15 protein-coding genes and 1 pseudogene are annotated in these 21,739 nt (G+C 62.3%); 15 read left to right on the top strand and 1 reads right to left on the bottom strand.

Annotated elements, in window-relative coordinates; all coding sequences use genetic code 11:
• Positions 1–2 precede the first annotated feature (2 nt).
• The 13 genes and pseudogenes from ACS4RR_RS14780 to ACS4RR_RS14720 all read left to right on the top strand — a co-directional run bounded on the left by ACS4RR_RS14780 (position 3) and on the right by ACS4RR_RS14720 (position 15,648).
• Positions 3–983: a quinone oxidoreductase family protein gene (locus ACS4RR_RS14780; RefSeq protein WP_456188964.1), complete on the top strand. Its 981-nt coding sequence runs from the start codon at positions 3–5 to the stop codon at positions 981–983.
• 39 nt (positions 984–1,022) lie between these two features.
• Positions 1,023–2,590 (top strand): annotated as a pseudogene (locus ACS4RR_RS14775) (ABC transporter ATP-binding protein).
• A complete protein-coding gene (locus ACS4RR_RS14770; protein ID WP_260110816.1) occupies positions 2,580–3,665 on the top strand; it encodes an ABC transporter permease in 1,086 nt (361 codons plus the stop codon). The pseudogene ACS4RR_RS14775 and the gene ACS4RR_RS14770 overlap by 11 nt, the downstream one beginning before the upstream one ends.
• Entirely contained in the window at positions 3,662–4,582 is a 921-nt protein-coding gene (locus ACS4RR_RS14765; RefSeq protein WP_017964260.1) for an ABC transporter permease, read from the top strand. Before ACS4RR_RS14770 ends, ACS4RR_RS14765 begins: the two co-directional genes overlap by 4 nt.
• 52 nt (positions 4,583–4,634) lie before the next feature.
• Positions 4,635–5,711, top strand: a complete 1,077-nt coding sequence (locus ACS4RR_RS14760; protein ID WP_170262549.1) for a BMP family ABC transporter substrate-binding protein — start codon at positions 4,635–4,637, stop codon at positions 5,709–5,711.
• 144 nt (positions 5,712–5,855) lie between these two features.
• Complete coding sequence (ytfQ, locus tag ACS4RR_RS14755; protein ID WP_162118623.1) at positions 5,856–6,818, top strand: galactofuranose ABC transporter, galactofuranose-binding protein YtfQ; 963 nt, start codon at positions 5,856–5,858, stop codon at positions 6,816–6,818.
• Positions 6,819–7,042: 224 nt separating this feature from the next.
• On the top strand, positions 7,043–8,566 hold the full coding sequence (gene ytfR / locus ACS4RR_RS14750) for a galactofuranose ABC transporter, ATP-binding protein YtfR (protein WP_222279571.1): 1,524 nt from the start codon (positions 7,043–7,045) through the stop codon (positions 8,564–8,566).
• Positions 8,563–9,567, top strand: coding sequence for an ABC transporter permease (locus ACS4RR_RS14745; RefSeq protein ID WP_456188963.1), 1,005 nt, complete (start codon positions 8,563–8,565; stop codon positions 9,565–9,567). Before ytfR ends, ACS4RR_RS14745 begins: the two co-directional genes overlap by 4 nt.
• Positions 9,568–9,572: 5 nt before the next feature.
• Positions 9,573–10,541 (top strand): galactofuranose ABC transporter, permease protein YjfF, encoded by a 969-nt coding sequence (gene yjfF, locus ACS4RR_RS14740; protein ID WP_162118620.1) that lies wholly within the window; start codon positions 9,573–9,575, stop codon positions 10,539–10,541.
• A gap of 16 nt (positions 10,542–10,557) precedes the next feature.
• Positions 10,558–11,343, top strand: a complete 786-nt coding sequence (locus ACS4RR_RS14735; RefSeq protein ID WP_170258081.1) for a FadR/GntR family transcriptional regulator — start codon at positions 10,558–10,560, stop codon at positions 11,341–11,343.
• 164 nt (positions 11,344–11,507) lie between these two features.
• On the top strand, positions 11,508–12,869 hold the full coding sequence (gene glmU / locus ACS4RR_RS14730; RefSeq protein ID WP_456188962.1) for a bifunctional UDP-N-acetylglucosamine diphosphorylase/glucosamine-1-phosphate N-acetyltransferase GlmU: 1,362 nt from the start codon (positions 11,508–11,510) through the stop codon (positions 12,867–12,869).
• Positions 12,870–12,978: 109 nt separating this feature from the next.
• On the top strand, positions 12,979–14,805 hold the full coding sequence (gene glmS, locus ACS4RR_RS14725) for a glutamine--fructose-6-phosphate transaminase (isomerizing) (RefSeq protein WP_456188961.1): 1,827 nt from the start codon (positions 12,979–12,981) through the stop codon (positions 14,803–14,805).
• A 135-nt stretch (positions 14,806–14,940) separates the two neighbouring features.
• Positions 14,941–15,648 (top strand): DUF502 domain-containing protein, encoded by a 708-nt coding sequence (locus ACS4RR_RS14720; protein WP_456188960.1) that lies wholly within the window; start codon positions 14,941–14,943, stop codon positions 15,646–15,648.
• Positions 15,649–15,729: 81 nt separating this feature from the next.
• Here the strand turns inward: ACS4RR_RS14720 and recG are convergent, their stop codons facing one another.
• Entirely contained in the window at positions 15,730–17,835 is a 2,106-nt protein-coding gene (recG, locus tag ACS4RR_RS14715; RefSeq protein WP_456188959.1) for an ATP-dependent DNA helicase RecG, read from the bottom strand.
• Between the two features lie 92 nt (positions 17,836–17,927).
• On the opposite strand from recG, the gene ACS4RR_RS14710 reads away from it, so the two are divergent.
• On the top strand, positions 17,928–18,233 hold the full coding sequence (locus ACS4RR_RS14710; protein ID WP_012757428.1) for an FAD assembly factor SdhE: 306 nt from the start codon (positions 17,928–17,930) through the stop codon (positions 18,231–18,233).
• Entirely contained in the window at positions 18,230–21,730 is a 3,501-nt protein-coding gene (mfd, locus tag ACS4RR_RS14705) for a transcription-repair coupling factor (protein WP_456188958.1), read from the top strand. Before ACS4RR_RS14710 ends, mfd begins: the two co-directional genes overlap by 4 nt.
• The last annotated feature ends 9 nt before the right edge of the window (positions 21,731–21,739 follow it).

The raw sequence follows: 21,739 nt of genomic DNA, 5'->3' as shown, positions 1-21,739 counted from the left end.
AGATGACCAAAACGCAGGCTGTTTCATTTTCGAAGACGGGCGGGCCGGAGGTTTTCGACTATGTCGAGATCGACCTTCCGCCGCCGTCGGCGGGCGAAGTGCAGATCAGACAGGCGGCGGTCGGGCTTAATTTCATCGACGTCTATTTCCGCAACGGCACCTACAAGACCCCGCATCTGCCCTTCGTCACCGGCAAGGAGGGCGCCGGCACCGTGACGTCGGTCGGCCCCGGCGTCGAGGATTTCAAGGTTGGCGACCGTGTCGCCTATGCCGGCGCCGACGGTGCCTATAGCGCTGAACGCAATATCGAGGCGCGTCATCTGGTGCATGTGCCGGACGGCATAGAACTTAAAACGGCGGCGGCGATGATGCTGAAGGGCATGACCACCGAATATCTCTTGAACCGCACCTTCAAGGTCGGCTCTGAGACGGTGCTGCTGTTCCATGCGGCTGCCGGCGGGGTCGGCTTGATCGCCGGCCAGTGGGCAAAGGCGCTCGGCGCCACCGTCATCGGCACGGCAGGCTCTGAAGACAAGATCGAGCTGGCGCTCGCCCATGGCTACGACCACGTGATCAACTACAAGAGCGACAGCTTCGTCGACCGTGTTCGTGAGATCACCGGCGGCAAGGGCGTCGATGTCGTCTACGATCTGATCGGCCGGGATACTTTTCCACAGTCGCTCGATTGTCTGAAGCCGCGCGGCCTTTTTGCCTCCTTCGGCCAATCCTCCGGCCCGATCGAGAATTTCACCCTGGCGATGTTGGCGCAGAGGGGTTCGCTCTTTGCGACGCGGCCGACACTCTTCACCTACATCGCCGCGCGCCAGGAGCTGATCGACAGTGCGAAAGCGCTATTTGATATTGTGCAAAGCAACAAAGTGCGTATCAATATCAATCAAACCTATCCGCTGCGTGACGTTGGGCAGGCTCACGCGGATCTGGAAACAAGAAAAACAACAGGAACGACGCTGCTGATTCCATGAGATCCGAACGGACCGGTTGGCAGAAGAAATGAGGGGAACGTGTCGCCATTGAATGTGCCGGATTCCGGTGCGTTATTATCGGTTCAGAAGCTGACGAAGTTCTTCGGTGGCTTTGCTGCCTGCAATGAAATCGATCTCGATATCGCGCCGGGCGAAATTCATGCGCTTCTCGGCGAAAATGGTGCGGGCAAATCCACCCTGGTGAAGATGCTGTTCGGCGTTCTCGAGCCGACGGACGGGCATATCCTCTGGCAGGGCCAGCCGGTGGCGATCACATCGCCTGGGGAAGCCCGCAAGCTCGGCATCGGCATGGTCTTCCAGCATTTCTCGCTGTTTGAGGCGCTGACGGTTGCCGAAAACATCGCCCTGTCGCTCGATGACGCCATCCCGATCGACAAAATCGCCGAGGAGGCGAGAGCGCTGTCGGTCGCCTACGGCCTGCCTCTCGATCCGCATGCCCATGTCGCCGATCTCTCGGTCGGCGAGCGCCAGCGTATCGAGATCGTCCGTGCGCTGCTGCAGAACCCGAAGCTCATCATCCTCGACGAGCCGACCTCGGTGCTGACGCCGCAGGAGGCCGACAAGCTGTTCGAGACGCTGTTCAAGCTGCGCGCCGAGGGGCGTTCGGTTCTTTATATCAGCCACCGCTTGGAAGAAGTGCAGCGTATCTGCGATCGCGCCACCGTGCTGCGCCATGGCCGCGTGACCGGCGCCTGCGATCCGAAGCGGGAAACGCCGGCTTCGCTCGCTCGCATGATGGTCGGCAGCGAGGTGGCGACCGTCACGCATCCGGAGCGCAGCGACAAAGGCGAGGTGCAGCTTGCCGTCGCCAACCTTTCCGTCGCGCCGCGCACCCCTTCGCCATGCCCCTGCGTGATGTGTCGATGGCGGTGCGCTCCGGCGAGATCCTCGCCATATCAGGTGTCGCGGGCAACGGGCAGAGCGAGCTTTTCGACGCACTGTCAGGCGAATATCCCGTCGCCTCGGCCGAGGCGATCGTCATCCGCAAGAAGCACGTGGGCAATCAGGGTATTACCGCCCGCCGTCTTCTCGGCGCCGGCTTCGTGCCGGAGGAGCGCCATGGCCATGCCGCCGTCTCCGCCATGAAACTGTCGGACAATCTCGTCCTTGCCCGCAGCCAGTCGGACCGCAAGGCGTTTCTGGGCCTGCTCGGCATCATCCGCCACGCTGCGGTGAAATCCGCCGCAAGACGCATTTCCGAGGCGATGGATGTCCGCAAGAGCGGCGATGACCCGGCCGCCGGCTCCTTATCAGGCGGCAACCTGCAGAAGTTCATCGTCGGCCGCGAGCTCGACCGCCAGCCGGCGGTGCTCGTCGTCAACCAGCCGACCTGGGGCGTCGATGCCGGGGCGGCAAGCCGCATCCGCCAGGCGCTCGTCGATCTCGCAAGAGCTGGTTCGGCCGTCGTCGTCATCAGCCAGGATCTCGACGAGATCTTCGAGGTGGCGACCGATATTGCCGTCATCTGCGAAGGCCGCCTTTCCCGCCCGTTCCCGGCGGGCGAACTGACACGGGAAAGGATCGGCCTGCTGATGGGCGGCCTGCACGAGAGCGGCTCTGCTCCGGAGGCGCCCCATGCGCATTGAACTCGAAAAACGTCCCGACGTCTCGAAGCTCTTCGCCTTCGTCTCGCCGCTCTTGGCCCTTGTCCTGACGCTGGTGTTCGGCGCCATCATGTTCGCCATGCTCGGCAAGGACCCGATCGCCGCACTCGACGCCTTCTTCGTCGAGCCGCTGCTCGAGGTCTGGTCGCTGCACGAACTGGCGATCAAGGCCGCGCCCCTGATCCTGATCGCCGTCGGCCTGGCCGTCTGTTATCGCTCGAACAACTGGAATATCGGCGCCGAAGGCCAGTTCACCATCGGTGCCATCACCGGCTCCTATCTGCCGATTGTCTTCTACGACTGGCATTCGCCGCTCGTGCTGCCGCTGATGCTGATATTGGGCGCGCTTGGCGGTGCGCTTTTTGCCGCCATTCCGGCGCTGCTGAAGGCGCATTTCAACACCAACGAGATCCTGACGTCCCTGATGCTTGTCTATATCGCCCAGCTCTTCCTCGACTGGCTGATCCGCGGCGCCTGGCGCGATCCGAAGGGCTTCAACTTTCCGGTTTCCCATGATTTCGCACCGGAGGCCGTGCTGCCGGCGATATGGGAAGAGTCCGGCCGCGCCCATTGGGCCTTCATCTTCGCCATTGTCGCCGCATTCGGCGTCTGGTTCATGCTGCGCTATACGCTGAAAGGCTTCGAGATCGTCGTGCTCGGCCAATCGGAGCGGGCAGGGCGCTTTGCCGGCTTCTCGTCGAAGAAGATGATCTGGTTCAGCTTTCTCTTCTCGGGCGCTCTTGCCGGCCTTGCCGGGATAGCCGAGGTCTCGGGCTCGATTGGCCATTTGCAGCCGGCGATCTCGCCGGGCTACGGCTTCACCGCCATCATCGTCGCCTTCCTCGGCCGCCTCAATCCGCTCGGCATCATCGCATCAGGCCTGGTGCTGGCGCTGACCTATCTCGGCGGCGAAGCGGCCCAGCTTTCGCTCGGCGTTTCCGACAAGGTCACCCGCGTCTTCCAGGGCCTGCTGCTCTTCTTCGTGCTCTCCTGCGATACGCTGATCTATTACAAAATCCGCATTGTCTGGTCGCGGCTAAGGGGCAGGGTGGCATGAGCATCTTCGAAGCGATTCTGCTGACTGTCATCACCGCCTCGACGCCGCTCGTCATCGCCGCACTCGGTGAACTCGTGGCCGAGCGTTCCGGCGTTCTCAATCTCGGTGTCGAGGGCATGATGATCATGGGCGCTGTTGCCGCCTTTGCCGGCGCGCAGATCTCGGGCTCGCCCTATGTCGGCATCGTCTGCGGCATTGCGGCAGGCGCGCTTTTCTCTCTTCTGTTTGCCTTCCTGACGCTGACCCTGGTGGCGAACCAGGTGGCGACCGGTCTGGCGCTCACCCTTCTCGGCCTCGGCGCCTCAGGCATGCTTGGCGAAGCCTATGTCGGCATGCCCGGCATCCGGCTGGGAGAGATCGTCATTCCGGTCCTGTCGGATCTTCCGGTCGTTGGCCATGTTCTCTTCAGGCAGGACCTGATCTTCTACCTGTCGATCGCGCTCGTGGTCGGCGTCAGCTGGTTTCTGTTTCGCAGCCGGACCGGGCTGAAGCTCAGGGCGATCGGCGATAATCACGGTTCGGCTCACGCGCTCGGCATTCATGTCATCCGCACGCGATATCTGGCGGTGATGTTCGGCGGTGCCTGCGCCGGTCTTGCCGGCGCGCAGCTTTCGCTCGTCTACACCCCGCAATGGGCCGAGAACATGTCGGCCGGCCGCGGCTGGATCACGCTGGCCCTGGTGGTCTTCGCCTCCTGGCGGCCGTGGCGGGTCTTTGCCGGCGGTTATCTCTTCGGCGCAGTCACCATCCTGCAGCTTCACGCGCAGGCCTTCGGTCTCGGCATTCCCTCGCAGTTTCTTTCGATGCTGCCCTACGCCGCGACTATTGTGGTTCTCATCATCATTTCCCATAATCGCCGCACGACGTTGATCAATACGCCCGCGTCGCTCGGAAAAGCCTTCGTTCCGGAGCGATAAAGCAACAACAAAAACGGGTTTCCGCAATAACTTCAAACCAACAGGGGTTCCCATGAAGAAGTTAGCATTCACACTTGCCGCCTCGGCTGCCGCCGTGATCGGCATCTCATCCGCCGCTCACGCCGCGGACAAGACGAAGGTCTGCTTCGTCTATGTCGGTTCGCATACCGACGGCGGTTATTCGCAGGCCCACGATCTCGGCCGCCAGCAGGTCCAGGCCGAGTTCGGCGACAAGATCGATACGCCTTATCTCGAAAACGTGCCGGAAGGCCCGGATGCCGAGCGCGCCATCGAGCGCCTTGCCCGTTCCGGCTGCAAGCTGATCTTCACGACGTCCTTCGGCTTTATGGATGCGACGGTGAAGGTCGCCGCCAAGTTCCCAAAGGTCAAGTTCGAACATGGCACCGGTTACAAGACCGGCCCTAACCTCGCGACCTATAATTCGCGCTTCTATGAAGGCCGCTACATCCTCGGCCAGATCGCCGCGAAAACCTCGAAGAATCACGGGGCAGCCTATATCGCCTCCTTCCCGATTCCTGAAGTCGTCATGGGCATCAACTCCTTCGAGCAGGGCGCCAAGTCGGTCGATCCGAGCTTCAAGCTGAAGGTCATCTGGGTCAACACCTGGTTCGACCCCGGCAAGGAAGCCGACGCCGCCAAAGCAATGGTCGACCAGGGCGTCGACGTCTTGACGCAGCACACCGACACGACCGCGCCGATGCAGGTTGCCGAAGAACGCGGCATCCACGCCTTCGGCCAGGCGTCCGACATGATCGCAGCAGGCCCGAAGGCTCAGCTGACGGCAATCGTTGACACTTGGGGGGCCTACTACTCCAAGCGCGTTCATGCTCTTCTGGATGGCACCTGGAAGTCCGAGCAGAGCTGGGACGGCCTGAAGGACGGCATCCTGAAGATGGCGCCCTATACCAACATGCCCGATGACGTGAAGAAGATGGCCGAGGAAACCGAAGCCAAGATCAAATCAGGCGAACTGCATCCCTTCACCGGACCGATCAACAAGCAGGACGGAACGCCCTGGCTGAAGGCCGGCGAGAAGGCCGATGACGGCACCCTGCTCGGCATGAACTTTTATGTCGAAGGCGTCGACGATAAGCTGCCGGGTAAATAGTCCCGTAGCCATCTCGCAAATGCGAAGAGCGCCCTCGTGGGCGCTCTTTTTTTGCTGCAATGCATCCCAAGATTCCGATTTACAAAAGTAATACTATATGATTTTTTGACCCTGCGCCGCGAGATGCGGCATTGGGAGGAAATCATGAAATTGAAGACTGCACTTTTGAGTGCCACGATTCTGGCTGCCTGCATGTTCGGTTCGGCTTCGGCCGGTGGTTTGACTGTCGGCTTTTCGCAGATCGGCTCGGAATCGGGCTGGCGTGCGGCTGAAACGACCGTGACCAAGGAGCAGGCCAAGAAGCGCGGCATCGATCTGAAGTTTGCCGATGCGCAGCAGAAGCAGGAAAACCAGATCAAGGCTTTGCGCTCCTTCATTGCTCAGGGCGTCGATGCCATTCTCATTGCTCCGGTCGTCGAAACCGGCTGGGACGACGTTCTCAAGGAAGCCAAGGAAGCCAAGATTCCGGTCATCCTTCTCGACCGTACCATCAAGGCTCCCGACGATCTCTACCTGACGGCTGTTACGTCGGATCTGGTCCATGAAGGCAAGGTCGCAGGCGACTTCCTGGTCAAGACCGTCGGCGACAAGAAGTGCAATGTCGTTGAACTTCAGGGCACCACCGGTTCATCGCCGGCCATCGCCCGCAAGAAGGGCTTCGAAGAGGCCCTTGCCGGCCACGACAACCTCAAGATCGTTCGCAGCCAGACCGGTGACTTCACCCGCACCAAGGGCAAGGAAGTCATGGAAAGCTTCCTAAAGGCCGAGAATGGCGGCAAGGATATCTGCGCTCTCTACGCCCATAACGACGACATGGCCGTCGGCGCCATCCAGGCGATCAAGGAAGCCGGCCTGAAGCCCGGCAAGGATATCCTCGTCGTCTCGATCGACGCCGTGCCCGATATCTTCAAAGCCATGTCCGAAGGCGAGTCCAATGCCACGGTCGAGCTGACGCCGAATATGGCAGGTCCGGCCTTCGATGCGCTCGAAGCCTATCTGAAGGACAAGAAGGCTCCGGCGAAGTGGATCCAGACCGAGTCGAAGCTCTACACGCCTGCCGACGACCCGATGAAGGTCTACGAAGAGAAGAAGGGCCAGGGCTACTGATCTGATTTGACACTGCGCATAATTCCTGAGGTCTGAATCGATTTCAGGATAGATCATGCAGCAATTCAAAGCGCTACAGCGTCGGTGCGCGTCTGAAAAGACGAGGGGCGCTGTAGAACCGCACCGGCCCGTCATGGACCGGTGCGGAACTGCCTCGCCGCCTTGGGACATCATGTCCGGCCGCGGCGCGGCTTTTGCCGTCAATATCAGGAAAACTGACCCTTATGACTCACGATTTCGAGAACGTTCTCGCGGCCTCCGGAATATCGAAATTCTTTCCCGGCGCGGTGGCGCTGGATAAGGTCGATTTCACGCTCCGCAGAGGCGAGGTGCACGCATTGCTGGGCGAGAACGGCGCCGGCAAGTCGACGCTGATCAAGTGCATCACCGGCGCCTATCATCGTGACGAGGGCAGCCTGGCGCTCGACGGCCAGGAAATCAATCCGGCCAATACGCTCGCCGCCCAGAAGCTCGGCATCGGCACCGTCTACCAGGAGGTCAACCTGCTGGCCAATTTAAGCGTCGCCGAAAATCTCTTTCTCGGACGCCAGCCAAGACGGTTCGGCATGACCGACATGCGCGCGATGAACCGCCAGGCGCGCGATCTGCTCACCGGTTACGGCATCGATATCGACGTTACCGCCGAACTTGGCCGTTTTTCCGTCGCCGTCCAGCAGGTGGTTGCCATCGCCCGCGCCGTCGATCTCTCAGGCAAGGTGCTGATCCTCGACGAGCCCACGGCAAGTCTCGACAACCAGGAGGTCGCGCTGCTCTTCCGCATCATCGAAGACCTGAAGAAGCGCGGCCTGGGCATCGTCTTCATCACCCATTTTCTTGAGCAGGTCTATGCGATCAGCGACCGCATTACCGTGCTGCGCAACGGCAAGCTCGTCGGCACCCGTGATGCCGTCGATCTGCCGCGCCAGGGCCTGATCGCCATGATGCTCGGCCGCGAACTGGCGCATGTCGAAGAGACTGTCAGGGAACGCAGCCTTGCGGCAGGCGAGGTTCGATATCGTTTTTCAGGCTACGGCAAACGCGGCAAGGTCAAGCCTTTCGACCTTGAGGTGCGCGCCGGAGAGGTGGTCGGCGTCGCCGGGCTGCTCGGCTCCGGCCGTACCGAAACCGCCGAACTGCTCTTCGGCGTTGAACACGCCGACAGCGGCAGCGCCACGATCAACGGCCGGCCGGTGACGCTCTCCAGCCCGCGCGCCGCGATCGGAAAGGGTTTCGGCTTCTGCCCCGAGGACCGCAAGACCGATGGCATCATCGGCGACCTGTCGATCAGGGAGAACATCGCCCTTGCCCTGCAGGCGCGCCGCGGCTGGACCCGGCCGCTCTCGCGCGCCGAGCAGAATGCCCTTGCCGACCGCTACATCAAGGCGCTCGATATCCGCACCACGGACCGCGAAAAGCCGATCCGGCTGCTCTCCGGCGGCAACCAGCAGAAGGCGATCCTCGCCCGCTGGCTGGCGACCAATCCCAAGTTTCTGATCCTCGACGAGCCGACCCGTGGCATCGATGTCGGCGCCCATGCCGAGATCATCCGGCTCATCGAACAGCTCTGCGCCGAAGGCATGTCATTGATCGTAATTTCATCGGAACTTGAAGAGCTTGTCGCCTATAGCTCACGTATCATCGTGCTTCGCGACCGGCAGCATATCGCCGAATTGACGGGCGAACGTATCACCGCCGCCGGCATCGTCGATGCCATCGCTGCCGCCGAGCACAAGACGGAGGAAGCATGAAGTCCTCCCGGAATGCGCTGGCCTATCGCCTGGCGCCGCAATTGATCGCGCTCGTTGTCATTCTCTTGTTGAATTTCATAACGTCGCCGCAGTTTTTTAATGTCGTGGTTCAAAACGGGCGCCTCTATGGCAGCCTCATCGACGTGCTGAATCGCGGCGCGCCGGTGGCGCTGCTGGCGATCGGCATGACGCTGGTCATTGCCACCAAGGGCATCGACCTGTCCGTCGGGGCGGTCGTGGCTATCTGCGGCGCCGTCGCTGCATCGTCGATTGTTTCAGGAAATTCAGTGGCCTACACTATTTTCCTGACATTGGCGATCGGTATCGCCTGCGGCGTCTGGAACGGTTTCCTGGTGGCCGTGCTCAATATCCAGCCGATTATCGCCACGCTGGTGCTGATGGTCGCCGGTCGCGGCATCGCCCAGCTGATCACCGAGGGCGCTATCCTGACCTTCAACGATGATGGGCTGACCTTCTTCGGCAGCGGTTCCATGGCCCTGCTGCCGATGCCTGTCGTCATCTGGTTTCTCGTCGGCCTGCTCGTCATCCTGCTCGTCCGCCGCACCGCACTCGGCATGCTGATCGAGGCCGTCGGCATCAATCGCCGCGCCAGCACGCTGTCTGGAATTCAAACGCCGGTGCTGCTGATGGCCGTCTATATGCTGAGCGGGCTGTGTGCCGCGATCGCGGGCATCATCGTCGCCGCCGACATCAAGGGCGCCGATGCCAACAATGCCGGTCTCTGGCTGGAACTCGACGCGATCCTCGCCGTCGTCGTTGGCGGCAATTCGCTGCTCGGCGGCCGCTTCAGCATTCTCGGATCGCTGATCGGCGCAATGATCATCCAGGCTGTGAATACCGGCATCCTGTCTTCCGGTTTCCCGCCTGAATTCAACCTGATCATCAAGGCAGTCATCATTATCGTCATCCTCGTCATCCAGTCGCCGGCGGTGCAATCGCTGGCCATCTTCGCCAGCCGCCGGCAGGGCGGAAGGGAGTAGCCGAAATGAACTCCAAATACCTGCCGCTGCTGGCGACCGTCGTCATCTTCGTGCTCGCCTATGCCGGCTGCACGCTGCAATATCCGAACATGCTGTCGACGCGCGTCATCGGCAATCTGTTGACCGACAATGCCTTTCTCGGCATCGCCGCCGTCGGCATGACCTTCGTCATCATCTCCGGCGGTATCGATCTGTCGATCGGATCGGTCATTGCCTTCACCGGCGTCTTCCTGGCGGTCATCCTGCAGAAGACCTCGATCCATCCGCTGCTTGCCTTTACGATTGTGCTCGTCATCACCACCGCCTTCGGCGCGGTCATGGGCGCAATCATCCACTATCTCGAAATGCCGGCCTTCATCGTCACACTCGCCGGCATGTTCCTGGCGCGCGGCATGGCCTTCGTGCTCTCGATCGACAGCATCCCGATCGATCACGAATATTATTCGACGTTGACGAGCCTCTATTGGCGTCTGCCCGGCGGCGGGCGGCTGACGCTGATCGGCGGTATCATGCTTCTGGTTTTTGCGGTCGGCATCTTCATCGCCCAGCGCACCCGCTTCGGCACCAACGTCTATGCACTCGGCGGCGGCGCGCAGACGGCGCGGCTGATGGGTGTGCCGGTCGGTCGCACGACAATCCAGATCTATGCGCTGTCGGGATTTCTTGCAGGCCTATCCGGGATCGTTTTTTCGCTGTACACCTCTGCTGGATATTCTCTTGCAGCAGTCGGCGTCGAACTCGATGCTATCGCGGCGGTGGTTATTGGGGGGACGCTGCTGACCGGAGGAGCGGGATTCGTGGCGGGAACTTTGATCGGTATCCTGATCCAGGGGCTCATTCAGACCTACATCACCTTTGACGGCACGCTGTCGAGCTGGTGGACCAAGATCCTGATTGGCCTTCTGCTGTTTGCATTCATCCTGATGCAGAAAGCCATCCTGTTCGTTTCCAGTCTGAACAAGAGGTACGCCTGAGGGGGAGACGGATCGCTTGCGCTACAAATTGGACGAGACACGCAAGACGGGGCGCAGAACCCGGACGAGCCACGCCCAGGTCGTCGACGAACTCGGCAAGGCGATCGTCGCCGGCACCTATCCCGTTGGCTCGATCCTGCCGGGCGATACGGAACTGGCGCAGCGTTTCAAAGTGTCCCGCACCGTCTTGCGTGAGACGATGAAGACGCTTGCCGCCAAGGGCATGGTCGTCGCCAAGGCGCGGGTCGGCACGCGTGTGACCGAGAAGAACCTCTGGAACATGTTCGACAGCGAGATCATCGCCTGGCACTTCGACAACGGCGTGACGGAAGAGTTTCTGCTGCAGCTCTACGATATTCGTCTCGCATTCGAACCCTTCGCCGCCGGGCTCGTCGCCGAGCGGGCGAATGCCGAGGATATCGAGATGCTGCGCGGGCTGGCGCTCGAGATGGCGGCGGCTGGTCATACGGCCGACAGCCTGGCACTCGCCGACCTTCGTTTTCACCTGGCGATCGCCGAAGCCTCGCATAATCCCTTCATGCGGACACTGGGCAGCCTCATTGAAGCAGCCCTCGTCGGCATGTTCCGGATGAGCACGCCGCCAACCGAAAACGGCTTCGCCAATATCGCCGACACCCATATGCGCATCGTCGATGCGATCGTGTCCGGCGATAGCAGTGCTGCGCGCCGCGCGATGGAGGACGTCATCCTGGACGGCCGCCATCATGTGCATGAAGCCTTCGCGGCCCGCGGCTCCGAGCCCGTCACAGGGTCGATTTCGAGCGCAATTTCACCTTTGTGAAGGCTGTTCTTGTCTGCAGCGCCGCGCATCTTTTCGAGAGGCGCAAAGGACGCTGCAGCGCTTCGAATGGCTGCATAATTTATCCTTAAATCGATTCCGATTTAGGGAATTATGCAGTATGAGGCGATAAAGCCGCCTCGTGGCGCGGATTCGCGGAGCAAATCATGGAACGCACTTGTCTTGCCGTCATCCTTGCCGCCGGTGACAGCACGCGGATGAAATCCTCGAAATCGAAGGTGCTGCATCCGGTCGCCGGACGGCCGATGATCGCCCACGTGGTCGAGGCAGTCGCCTCTGCCGGCATCTCGTCCGTTGCCCTTGTCGTCGGCCGTGACGCCGAGGACGTGGCAAAGGCGGCAAGCGTCGCCGGCATCAGCATCGAATCCTACCTGCAGAAGGAACGCCTCGGCACCGGCCACGCGGTGCTGGCGGCGCGCCAAGCGATTGCCAAGGGCTATGACGATATCCTCGTCACCTATGGCGACGTGCCGCTGCAGACCGACGCACCGCTGAAGGCCGCCCGCCAGGCCCTTGCCGATGGCAGCGATGTCGTCGTCATCGGTTTCCACACCGACCGGCCGAGCGGCTACGGCCGCGTGCTCGTCAAGGACGGCGAACTCATTGCCATCCGCGAGGAAAAAGACGCGACCGATGCCGAGCGCACCGTCACATGGTGCAACAGCGGGCTGATGGCGATTAGCGGTAGCAAGGCGCTCGATCTTCTCTCGCGCATCGGCAACGCTAACGCCAAGGGTGAATTCTATCTGACCGACCTCGTCGAGATCGCTCGTTCGCTCGGCGGACGCGTCACCGCGGTCGATGCGCCTGAGATCGAGATGACCGGCTGCAACACCCGGGCCGAACTCGCCGTCATCGAGCGCTTCTGGCAGGAGCGCCGCCGCCACCAGATGATGCTTTCAGGCGTCACCATGATCGCACCGGAAACGGTGTTTCTCTCCTACGATACCGTCATCGGCCAGGACACGCTGATCGAGCCGAATGTCGTCTTCGGTCCGGGTGCTGTGATCGACAGCGGCGCCGTCATTCACGCCTTCTCGCATATCGAAGGCGCCCATGTCAGCCAGGGCGCGACTGTCGGTCCCTTCGCGCGGCTGCGGCCGGGCGCCGATCTCGCCAGCGGCGCCAAAGTCGGCAATTTCTGCGAGGTCAAGAACGGCCGGCTGGGCGAGGGCGCCAAGGTCAACCACCTGACTTATATCGGCGATGCCGACATCGGCGCCGGCAGCAATATCGGCGCCGGCACGATCACCTGCAATTATGACGGCGTCAACAAGAGCGAGACGGTGATCGGCGAAAACGCCTTCATCGGTTCCAATTCCTCGCTGGTCGCGCCGGTGACGATCGGCGACGGCGCCTATATCGCCTCCGGCAGCGTCATCACCGTCGATGTTCCGGCCGACGCGCTGGCGCTCGGCCGCGCTCGGCAGGAGATCAAGCCCGGCCGTGCGACGCTGCTGCGCGAGCGTGCGCTTGCCACCAAGGCGGCGAAGAAGGCGAAAGCCTGACCGGCCTTGCGTAACCGGCGGAAATTGAAAGTGACCGCCGAGGTGATTGAGAAATAAGCAGGAATCGTTAGGACTGGCCTCGTCATCGAAGCCTTCATGGGGATACTATATGTGCGGCATTGTGGGGATCGTCGGAACTGCGCCTGTTGCCGGGCGCCTGGTCGATGCGCTGAAGCGTCTCGAATATCGTGGTTACGATTCCGCCGGTGTCGCCACCATCCATGACGGCGTGATGGATCGCCGCCGCGCCGAGGGCAAGCTGTTCAATCTGGAAAAGCGCCTCGACAGCGAACCGCTGCCCGGCACCGTCGGCATCGCCCACACGCGCTGGGCGACCCATGGCGTTCCGAACGAGACCAATGCCCATCCGCATTTCGTCGAGGGCGTCGCGGTCGTCCATAACGGCATCATCGAGAACTTCTCCGAGCTTCGCGACGAACTGACGGAAGAGGGCTCGGTCTTCGAAACCCAGACCGATACCGAAGTGGTCGCCCATCTGATGGCGAAATACCTGCGCGAAGGCCTGGAGCCGCGCGCCGCCATGCTGAAGATGCTGAACCGGGTAACCGGCGCCTATGCATTGGCCATCATGCTCAAGGCCGATCCCGGCACGATCATGGCCGCCCGTTCCGGCCCGCCGCTTGCCGTCGGCTATGGCCGCGGCGAGATGTTCCTCGGCTCGGATGCGATCGCGCTCTCGCCCTTCACCAACGAGATCACCTATCTGGTCGACGGCGATTGCGCTGTCCTCACCCGGGATGGTGTCTCGGTGCTCGATTTTGCCGGCAAGCCGGTCAAGCGCGCCCGGCAGACCTCGCAGGCGACCGCCTATGTTGTCGACAAGGGCAACCACCGCCACTTCATGGAAAAGGAAATCTACGAGCAGCCGGAGGTGATCTCTCACGCGCTCAGTCACTATGTCGATTTCGCCGAGAACACCATCGGCGCCAACGCCGCCGGGATCGACTTCAAGGCGGCGACCGGCCTTGCCATCTCTGCCTGCGGTACTGCCTATCTCGCCGGCCTCGTCGGCAAATACTGGTTCGAGCGTTATGCCCGCCTGCCGGTCGAGATCGACGTCGCTTCCGAATTCCGCTACCGCGAAATGCCGCTGTCGCCGTCGCAGGCTGCGCTCTTCATCTCGCAGTCCGGCGAGACCGCCGATACGCTGGCATGCTTGCGCTATTGCCGCGAGAACGGCTTGAAGATCGGCGCCGTCGTCAATGTCCGCAAATCGACGATCGCGCGTGAATCCGACGCCGTCTTCCCGATCATGGCCGGCCCCGAAATCGGCGTCGCCTCGACCAAGGCATTCACCTGCCAGCTTGCCGTGCTGGCAGCGCTGGCGATCGGCGCCGGCAAGGCGCGCGGCACGGTGAGTGCCGAGGAGGAGAGGGCGCTGGTGCGCCATCTCGCCGAAATGCCGCGCATCATGAGCCGGGTGCTGAACCTGATCCAGCCGCAGATGGAAAGTCTGTCGCGTGAGCTGTCGAAGTGCAAGGACGTGCTCTATCTCGGCCGCGGCACCAGTTTCCCGCTCGCCATGGAAGGCGCGCTGAAGCTCAAGGAAATTTCCTATATCCACGCCGAAGGTTATGCCGCCGGCGAATTGAAGCATGGACCGATCGCGCTGATCGACGAGAACATGCCCGTCATCGTTATTGCCCCCTACGACCGTTTCTTCGAAAAGACCGTCTCGAATATGCAGGAGGTCGCAGCCCGCGGCGGCCGCATCATCTTCATCACCGACGAGGCCGGTGCGGCTGCCTCGAAACTGCCGACGATGGCGACGATCGCCCTGCCTGTGGTCGACGAAATCATCGCGCCGATGATCTTCTCGCTGCCGATCCAGCTGCTCGCCTATCACACCGCTGTCTTCATGGGCACCGATGTCGATCAGCCGCGCAACCTGGCGAAATCGGTGACTGTGGAATAAGCCTGTAACGCAGCGACCGTGCCGCCGAAACATATTGTGCGACGCCCAGAATTCTGGCAGTTTTGGTCTGCGGACAAGGGGGAAGGGCCGGCGTTCCGGCCCGTCCAGGACTGAGATGGAGTTCATCTGGAAACGATGGCCGACAACGCCCCCAGAATGCCGGTCGCGACCCGGCTGAGGAATAATTTTCTCGCAGGTTTGATCATCTGCGCCCCGATCGCGATCACTATCTGGCTGACCTGGACCTTCATCCATTGGTCGGACAGTTGGGTCCGGCCCTATATTCCGGCACGTTGGAATCCGGAAAGCTATCTCAATTTCGCTATTCCCGGTTTCGGCCTGCTGACAGCCGTTATCCTGATCACCGTCGTCGGCTTTCTCGGCAAGAACCTCATCGGCCAGAGCATCGTCGGTTTCGGCGAATCCGTCGTCCAGCGCATGCCGCTCGTACGGACGATCTACAGAAGCGTGAAGCAGATTTTCGAAACCGTGTTGAAGGAGCAGTCGAACTCCTTCAAGAAAGTCGGGCTCATCGAATATCCAAGTCCCGGTCTCTGGGCGCTGGTTTTCGTCGCCACCGACGCCAAAGGCGAAATCGCTTCGAAGTTCAATGCGATGAGCCAGGATATGGTCGCGGTCTTCCTGCCGCCAACGCCGGTGCCGACGGCTGGTTTCCTCGTCTTCGTACCGCGTGAGAAGATCGTGGTGCTCGACATGTCGCCGGAGGATGCCGCCAAGTTCCTGATTTCGGGCGGTCTCGTGGCTCCTGAAATCCCCCAGCCAGAGCCGAAGCAGAAGCACTTGCCGCGGCCGAAGCCGGTGGCGGTTTCCAAGGCCGAATGATGCATGTCGCCCAAAAGTGTTCAGCGGTTTTGGGATAACAACATGCATGGAAGGAAGACTTAAAGCGCGCCGCGGCGCGCTTTATCCCGCTCTAAGAAAACGGATCGCCTCGTCGCGGCGGAAAAGATAGAGCAGGGTGCGGATCGCCGTGCCTCTCTCGGTGGTCAATTCCGGATCGCGCTCGACGAGGTAAGCCGCATCCTTGCGGGCAATCTCCAGCAGGTCGGCATGCGCCTCCAGGCTGGCGATGCGGAAACCCGGCGTGCCGGATTGCCTTGTGCCGAGCAATTCGCCTTCACCGCGCAGCTTCAGGTCCTCCTCGGCAATGCGGAAGCCGTCCTCCGTCTCCCGCATGATCGAAAGCCTGGCATGGCCGGTCTCGCCGAGCGGTCCCTTGTAGAGCAGGATGCAGGTTGAGGCCTCGTCGCCGCGCCCGACGCGGCCGCGCAGCTGATGCAATTGCGCCAGGCCGAAGCGTTCGGCATGTTCGATCACCATGATCGTCGCATCCGGCACGTCGACACCGACCTCGACGACGGTGGTGGCGACGAGCAGCCGGGTCTCGCCGTTCTTGAACGCCATCATCGCCGCGTCCTTCTCCGGTCCGCTCATGCGGCCGTGGATCAGGCCGACATCAGGGCCAAGCGCTGAGACCAGCGTCGCATGCCGCTCCTCGGCCGACATCAGGTCGAGCTCTTCGGATTCTTCGACCAGCGGGCAGATCCAGTAGGCCTTCTTGCCCTCGGCAATCGCGCTTTGCAGCCGCCCGACGATTTCGCCGGTCCGCTCCATCGGCACGGTGATCGTCTGGATCGGCTTGCGACCGGCCGGTTTTTCGGTGAGCTTGGAGACGTCCATGTCGCCGAAGGCGGCGAGCACCAGCGTGCGCGGGATCGGCGTCGCCGTCATGACAAGCATGTGCGGCGAGAGGCCCTTGGCGGTCAGCCGCAGGCGCTGATGCACGCCGAAACGGTGCTGCTCGTCGACGACGGCAAGCATCAGATTGGCGTAGGCGACGCTATCCTGGAACAGCGCATGCGTGCCGATGATGATCTGGGCAGCACCCGAGCCGATGCGCTCCAGGATTTCCTCCCTTTCGCGTCCCTTGGTGCGCCCGGTCAGCACCTCGATGCCGAGCCCGGCGCCTGCGGTGAATTTCGAGATCGTCGCGTGATGTTGCCGCGCCAGGATTTCGGTCGGCGCCATCAGCACGGCCTGGCCGCCGCTCTCGATCACCGCTGCCATCGCCATCAGCGCCACCAGCGTCTTGCCGGAACCGACATCGCCCTGCAGCAGCCGCAGCATGCGCTCGTTGCCGGCCATATCCTTCAAAACCTCGGTGATTGCCTCGTTCTGGCTTGATGTGAGCGAGAAGGGCAAAGTCTTCAGGATCTTGCTGCTGATGGCGCCGGTGGCATGCACCGGCTGGCCCGCCACCTTGCGCAGCCTCTGCCGCACCAGGCTCAGCGACAGCTGGCCGGCGAGGAATTCGTCATAGGCAAGCCGCCGCCGGGCAGGGGCCTGCGGGTCGATATCGGTGGGATCGCGCGGCTCGTGCAGCATGTGGAAGCTGTCGCGGATCGACGGCAGGCCCTGTTTCTCTGTCAACGCCAGGTCGATCCATTCCGGCAGCTCGGGAAAACGCGGCAGGCCGGCGTCGATGATCTTGCGCAGCGTCTTCGGTGAAAGTCCTGCCGTCAGCGGATAGATCGGCTCGACCAGCGGCAGGCTCTCCGTCTCGTCGGCCCTGACGATATAGTCGGGATGCACCATCGAGGCGCGGCCGTTGAACCAGTCGATCTTGCCGCTGACGGTCACCTCCGCGTCAACGGGCAGCTGCTTTTCCAGCCAGGCCGCCTGTCCGCGGAAAAACACCAGCGTCAGCTCGCCGGTCTCATCATGCAGGAAGACGCGGTAAGGGATATTGCTTTTGCCGCGCGGCGGCACTTGGTGCCGGTCGACGCGCGCCGTGATCGTTACGATCGCACCCTGTGGCGCGCGGGCGATGCCCGGCTGGTTGCGCCGGTCGATCAGCGAGAAGGGCGCGTGGAAAAGCAGATCGATGACCCGGCAATCCTCCAGCGTCTCGCGCCCGAGCAGCTTGACCAGCAGGTCGGCGATCTTCGGTCCGACGCCCGGAAGGCCCGAAATAGGGGAGAACAGCGGATCGAGAATGGCGGGGCGCATGCGGCCAAAATGCGATGAACAATGCGGCCTTGGCAAGGCTGACAAGCCGCTTTCCAGGGTCTATAGAGGCGCATCAACAGGAAGGTAATGCCATGACAGGTGTCACGCTCACCAGTGCCGGTCTCGACCCGCGCCGCCGCCGGATCCTTTTCCGCTGCTGGCATCGCGGCATCCGCGAGATGGATCTGGTCTTCGGCCAATTCGCCGAAGCCGAGGTCGCCAGACTGTCGGAAGCCGAGCTCGACGAGTTCGAGACGATCATGGCGGAAGAGGACAATGATCTCGTCCGCTGGATCATGGGAACATGGCCGGTGCCTGAGCGTTTCCAGACCCCGATGTTTGCCCGCATCGCCGCCTACAAGCCCGATTTTGACAAGCCCCTCAGGACGCCGGAATGATCCCTGGTTTCGATGCGAAGAAGCTTGCGGCCATTGCCGAGCCGCTGACGATCGGCAATGTGCCGGCAGGCCTTGAAACGCTGCTGCTCGCCGAGCTCGCGCGAACGGGAGAGCCGGTCGCCTATGTCATGTCCGACGGCCACCGCATGGCCGATCTCGAACAGATGCTGGGCTTCGTCGCCCCCGACATTCCGGTTCTCACCTTGCCGGCCTGGGACTGTCTGCCATATGACCGCGTCTCGCCGAGCGCCGATACCTCGGCTCGCCGGCTGGCCGCACTCGGCGGCCTCATCGCCCATCGCAAGAAGCCGCATGCGGCAATCGTGCTCGTCACCGCCAATGCCATGCTGCAGAAGGTGGCGCCGCAGGATGTCATCGAAAGCCTGAGTTTTTCGGCCCGACCCGGTAACCAGCTGCGCATGGACGATCTCGCCGGCCGCCTGGAGCGCAACGGCTTCGAGCGGGTCGCCACCGTTCGCGAAGTCGGCGAATATGCCGTGCGCGGCGGCATTCTCGACGTCTTCGTGCCGGGTTCCGAAGAGCCGGTCCGCCTCGATTTCTTCGGCGACACGCTGGAAAGCATCCGCAGCTTCGATCCGGCCAGCCAGCGCACGATCGGGCAGGTGCGCTCCCTCGATCTCAACCCGATGAGCGAGGTGACGCTGACCCCGGATACGATCAGCCGTTTTCGCAAGAATTACCTCTCTGCTTTCGGTGCGACCACGCGTGACGACGCGCTGTATCTCGCCGTCTCCGAAGGCCGCCGTTACCCCGGCATGGAGCACTGGCTGCCGCTTTTCTACGAGAAGCTCGATACCGTCTTTGATTATTTGAGCGGCTTCCGGTTCGTCATCGATCATACGGTCCGCGAAGCAGCCGAAGAGCGCTCCAAGCTCGTTTTTGACTATTACGACGCCCGCCTGAATTCCGGCCAGCCGGTCAAGGGGATGACGCAGGGCACGCCTTACAAGCCGGTGACGCCGGGCCAGCTCTATCTCGACAGCAAGCTTTTCGTCAAAACCCTCGATGCGCTCGGCGCGATCCGCATCAGCCCCTTTAACGAGCACGAGGGCGAGGCGCGGCGGGTCGTCAACATCGACGCCCGCCAGGGCCAGCGCTGGGCTCGTTCGAATGCCGAAGGCGGCGGCGATGCCGAACGCATCAATATCTTCGACGTCGTCGTCAAGCATATTGCCGATCGCCGCGCCGCCGGCGCGAAAGTGCTCGTCACCGCCTGGACCGAAGGCTCGCTGGAACGCCTGCTGCAGGTGCTGAACGAACATGGCCTGGAAAAGGTCAAGTCGATCGAGGCGCTGAAGGATGTCGGCTCGCTGGCGAGAGGTGAGGCGGCTGCTGCCGTGCTCAGCCTCGAAGCCGGCTTCGAGGCCGGCGACCTCGTCGTCATCGGCGAGCAGGATATATTAGGCGACCGCATGGTGCGCCGCTCCAAGCGCCGCAAGCGCGCCGCCGATTTCATCTCGGAAGTCGCGGGCCTCGACGAAGGCTCGATCGTCGTCCATGCCGAACATGGTATCGGCCGCTTCATCGGGCTCAGGACCATCGAGGCCGCAGGCGCGCCGCATGCCTGCCTCGAGCTGCAGTATGCCGACGAGGCCAAGCTCTTCCTGCCGGTCGAAAACATCGATCTTCTCTCCCGTTACGGCGGCGAGGGCACCGAAGCCCAGCTCGACAAGCTCGGCGGCGGCGCCTGGCAGATGCGCAAGGCCAAGCTCAAGAAGCGCCTGCTCGATATGGCCGATGCGCTGATCCGCATCGCCGCCGAGCGCCTGACGCGCCATGCGCCGATGCTGACGACGCCGGAAGGCCTTTACGACGAATTCGCCGCCCGCTTCCCCTATGACGAGACCGAGGACCAGGAAAACGCCATCGAGGCGGTGCGCTCCGATCTCGGCGCCGGCCGGCCGATGGATCGCCTCGTCTGCGGCGACGTCGGCTTCGGCAAGACCGAAGTGGCGTTGCGCGCCGCCTTCGTCGCAGCGATGAACGGCGCCCAGGTCGCCATCGTCGTGCCGACGACGCTGCTGTCCCGCCAGCATTTCAAAACCTTTTCCGATCGTTTCCGCGGTCTGCCGGTGCGCATCCAGCAGGCCTCGCGCCTCGTCGGCGCCAAGGAGCTGGCGCTGACCAAGAAGGAGGTGGCGGAAGGCAAGACCGATATCGTCGTCGGCACCCATGCGCTGCTCGGCGCCGGCATTAAATTCGCCAACCTCGGCCTGCTCGTCATCGACGAGGAGCAGCATTTCGGCGTCAAGCACAAGGAGCGGCTGAAGGAGCTGAAGAGCGACGTGCACGTGCTGACGCTGTCGGCAACGCCGATCCCGCGCACGCTGCAGCTTGCCATGACCGGCGTGCGCGAACTGTCGCTGATCACCACACCGCCGGTCGACCGCATGGCGGTGCGCACCTTCATCTCGCCCTTCGACAGCCTGGTCATCCGCGAGACGCTGATGCGCGAGCATTATCGCGGCGGCCAGAGCTTCTATGTTTGCCCTAGGCTTGCCGACCTCGAGGATGTGCATGCCTTCCTGCAGTCGGATGTGCCGGAGCTGAAGGTCGCCGTCGCCCATGGCCAGATGCCGGCCGGCGAACTCGAAGACATCATGAACGCCTTCTATGAAGGCCGCTACGACGTGCTGTTGTCCACAACCATCGTCGAATCCGGCCTCGACGTGCCTACAGCCAACACGCTGATCGTCCACCGCGCCGACATGTTCGGCCTTGCCCAGCTCTATCAGCTGCGCGGCCGCGTCGGCCGCTCGAAGGTGCGCGCTTTCGCGCTCTTCACCCTGCCGGTCAACAAGGTGCTGACGGCCACCGCCGAACGCCGGTTGAAGGTGCTGCAGTCGCTGGATACGCTCGGTGCCGGCTTCCAGTTGGCAAGCCACGACCTCGATATCCGCGGCGCCGGCAACCTGCTTGGCGAGGAGCAGTCCGGCCACATCAAGGAGGTCGGTTTCGAGCTTTACCAGCAGATGCTGGAAGAGGCGGTCGCCGAGGTCAAGGGTGTCGACGAGATCCACGACACCGGCTGGTCGCCGCAGATCTCCGTCGGCACGACGGTAATGATCCCGGAAGGATACGTTCCCGATCTGCACCTGCGCATGGCGCTCTACCGCCGCCTCGGCGAAATCACCGAGCTCAAGGAGATCGACGGCTTCGGCGCCGAGATGATCGACCGCTTCGGCCCGATGCCGATCGAAGTCCAGCATCTGCTGAAGATCGTCTACATCAAGTCGCTCTGCCGCACCGCCAATGTCGAAAAACTCGATGCCGGCCCGAAGGGTGTCGTCGTGCAGTTCCGCAACAAGGAATTCCCCAATCCGGCCAACCTCGTCGGTTATATCGGCAAACAGGGCACGATGGCGAAGATCCGTCCCGACCACAGCCTGTTCCTGACCCGAGACCTGCCGACGCCGGAAAAACGCCTGCAGGGGGCAGCGGTCATCATGACGCAACTGGCCGAACTCGCGAAATAGGGCAATTCG

The organism is Rhizobium zaerense, assembly GCF_051810725.1.
GTDB lineage: Bacteria > Pseudomonadota > Alphaproteobacteria > Rhizobiales > Rhizobiaceae > Rhizobium > Rhizobium leguminosarum_I.
This window is presented reverse-complemented; position numbering and strand designations above follow the sequence as displayed.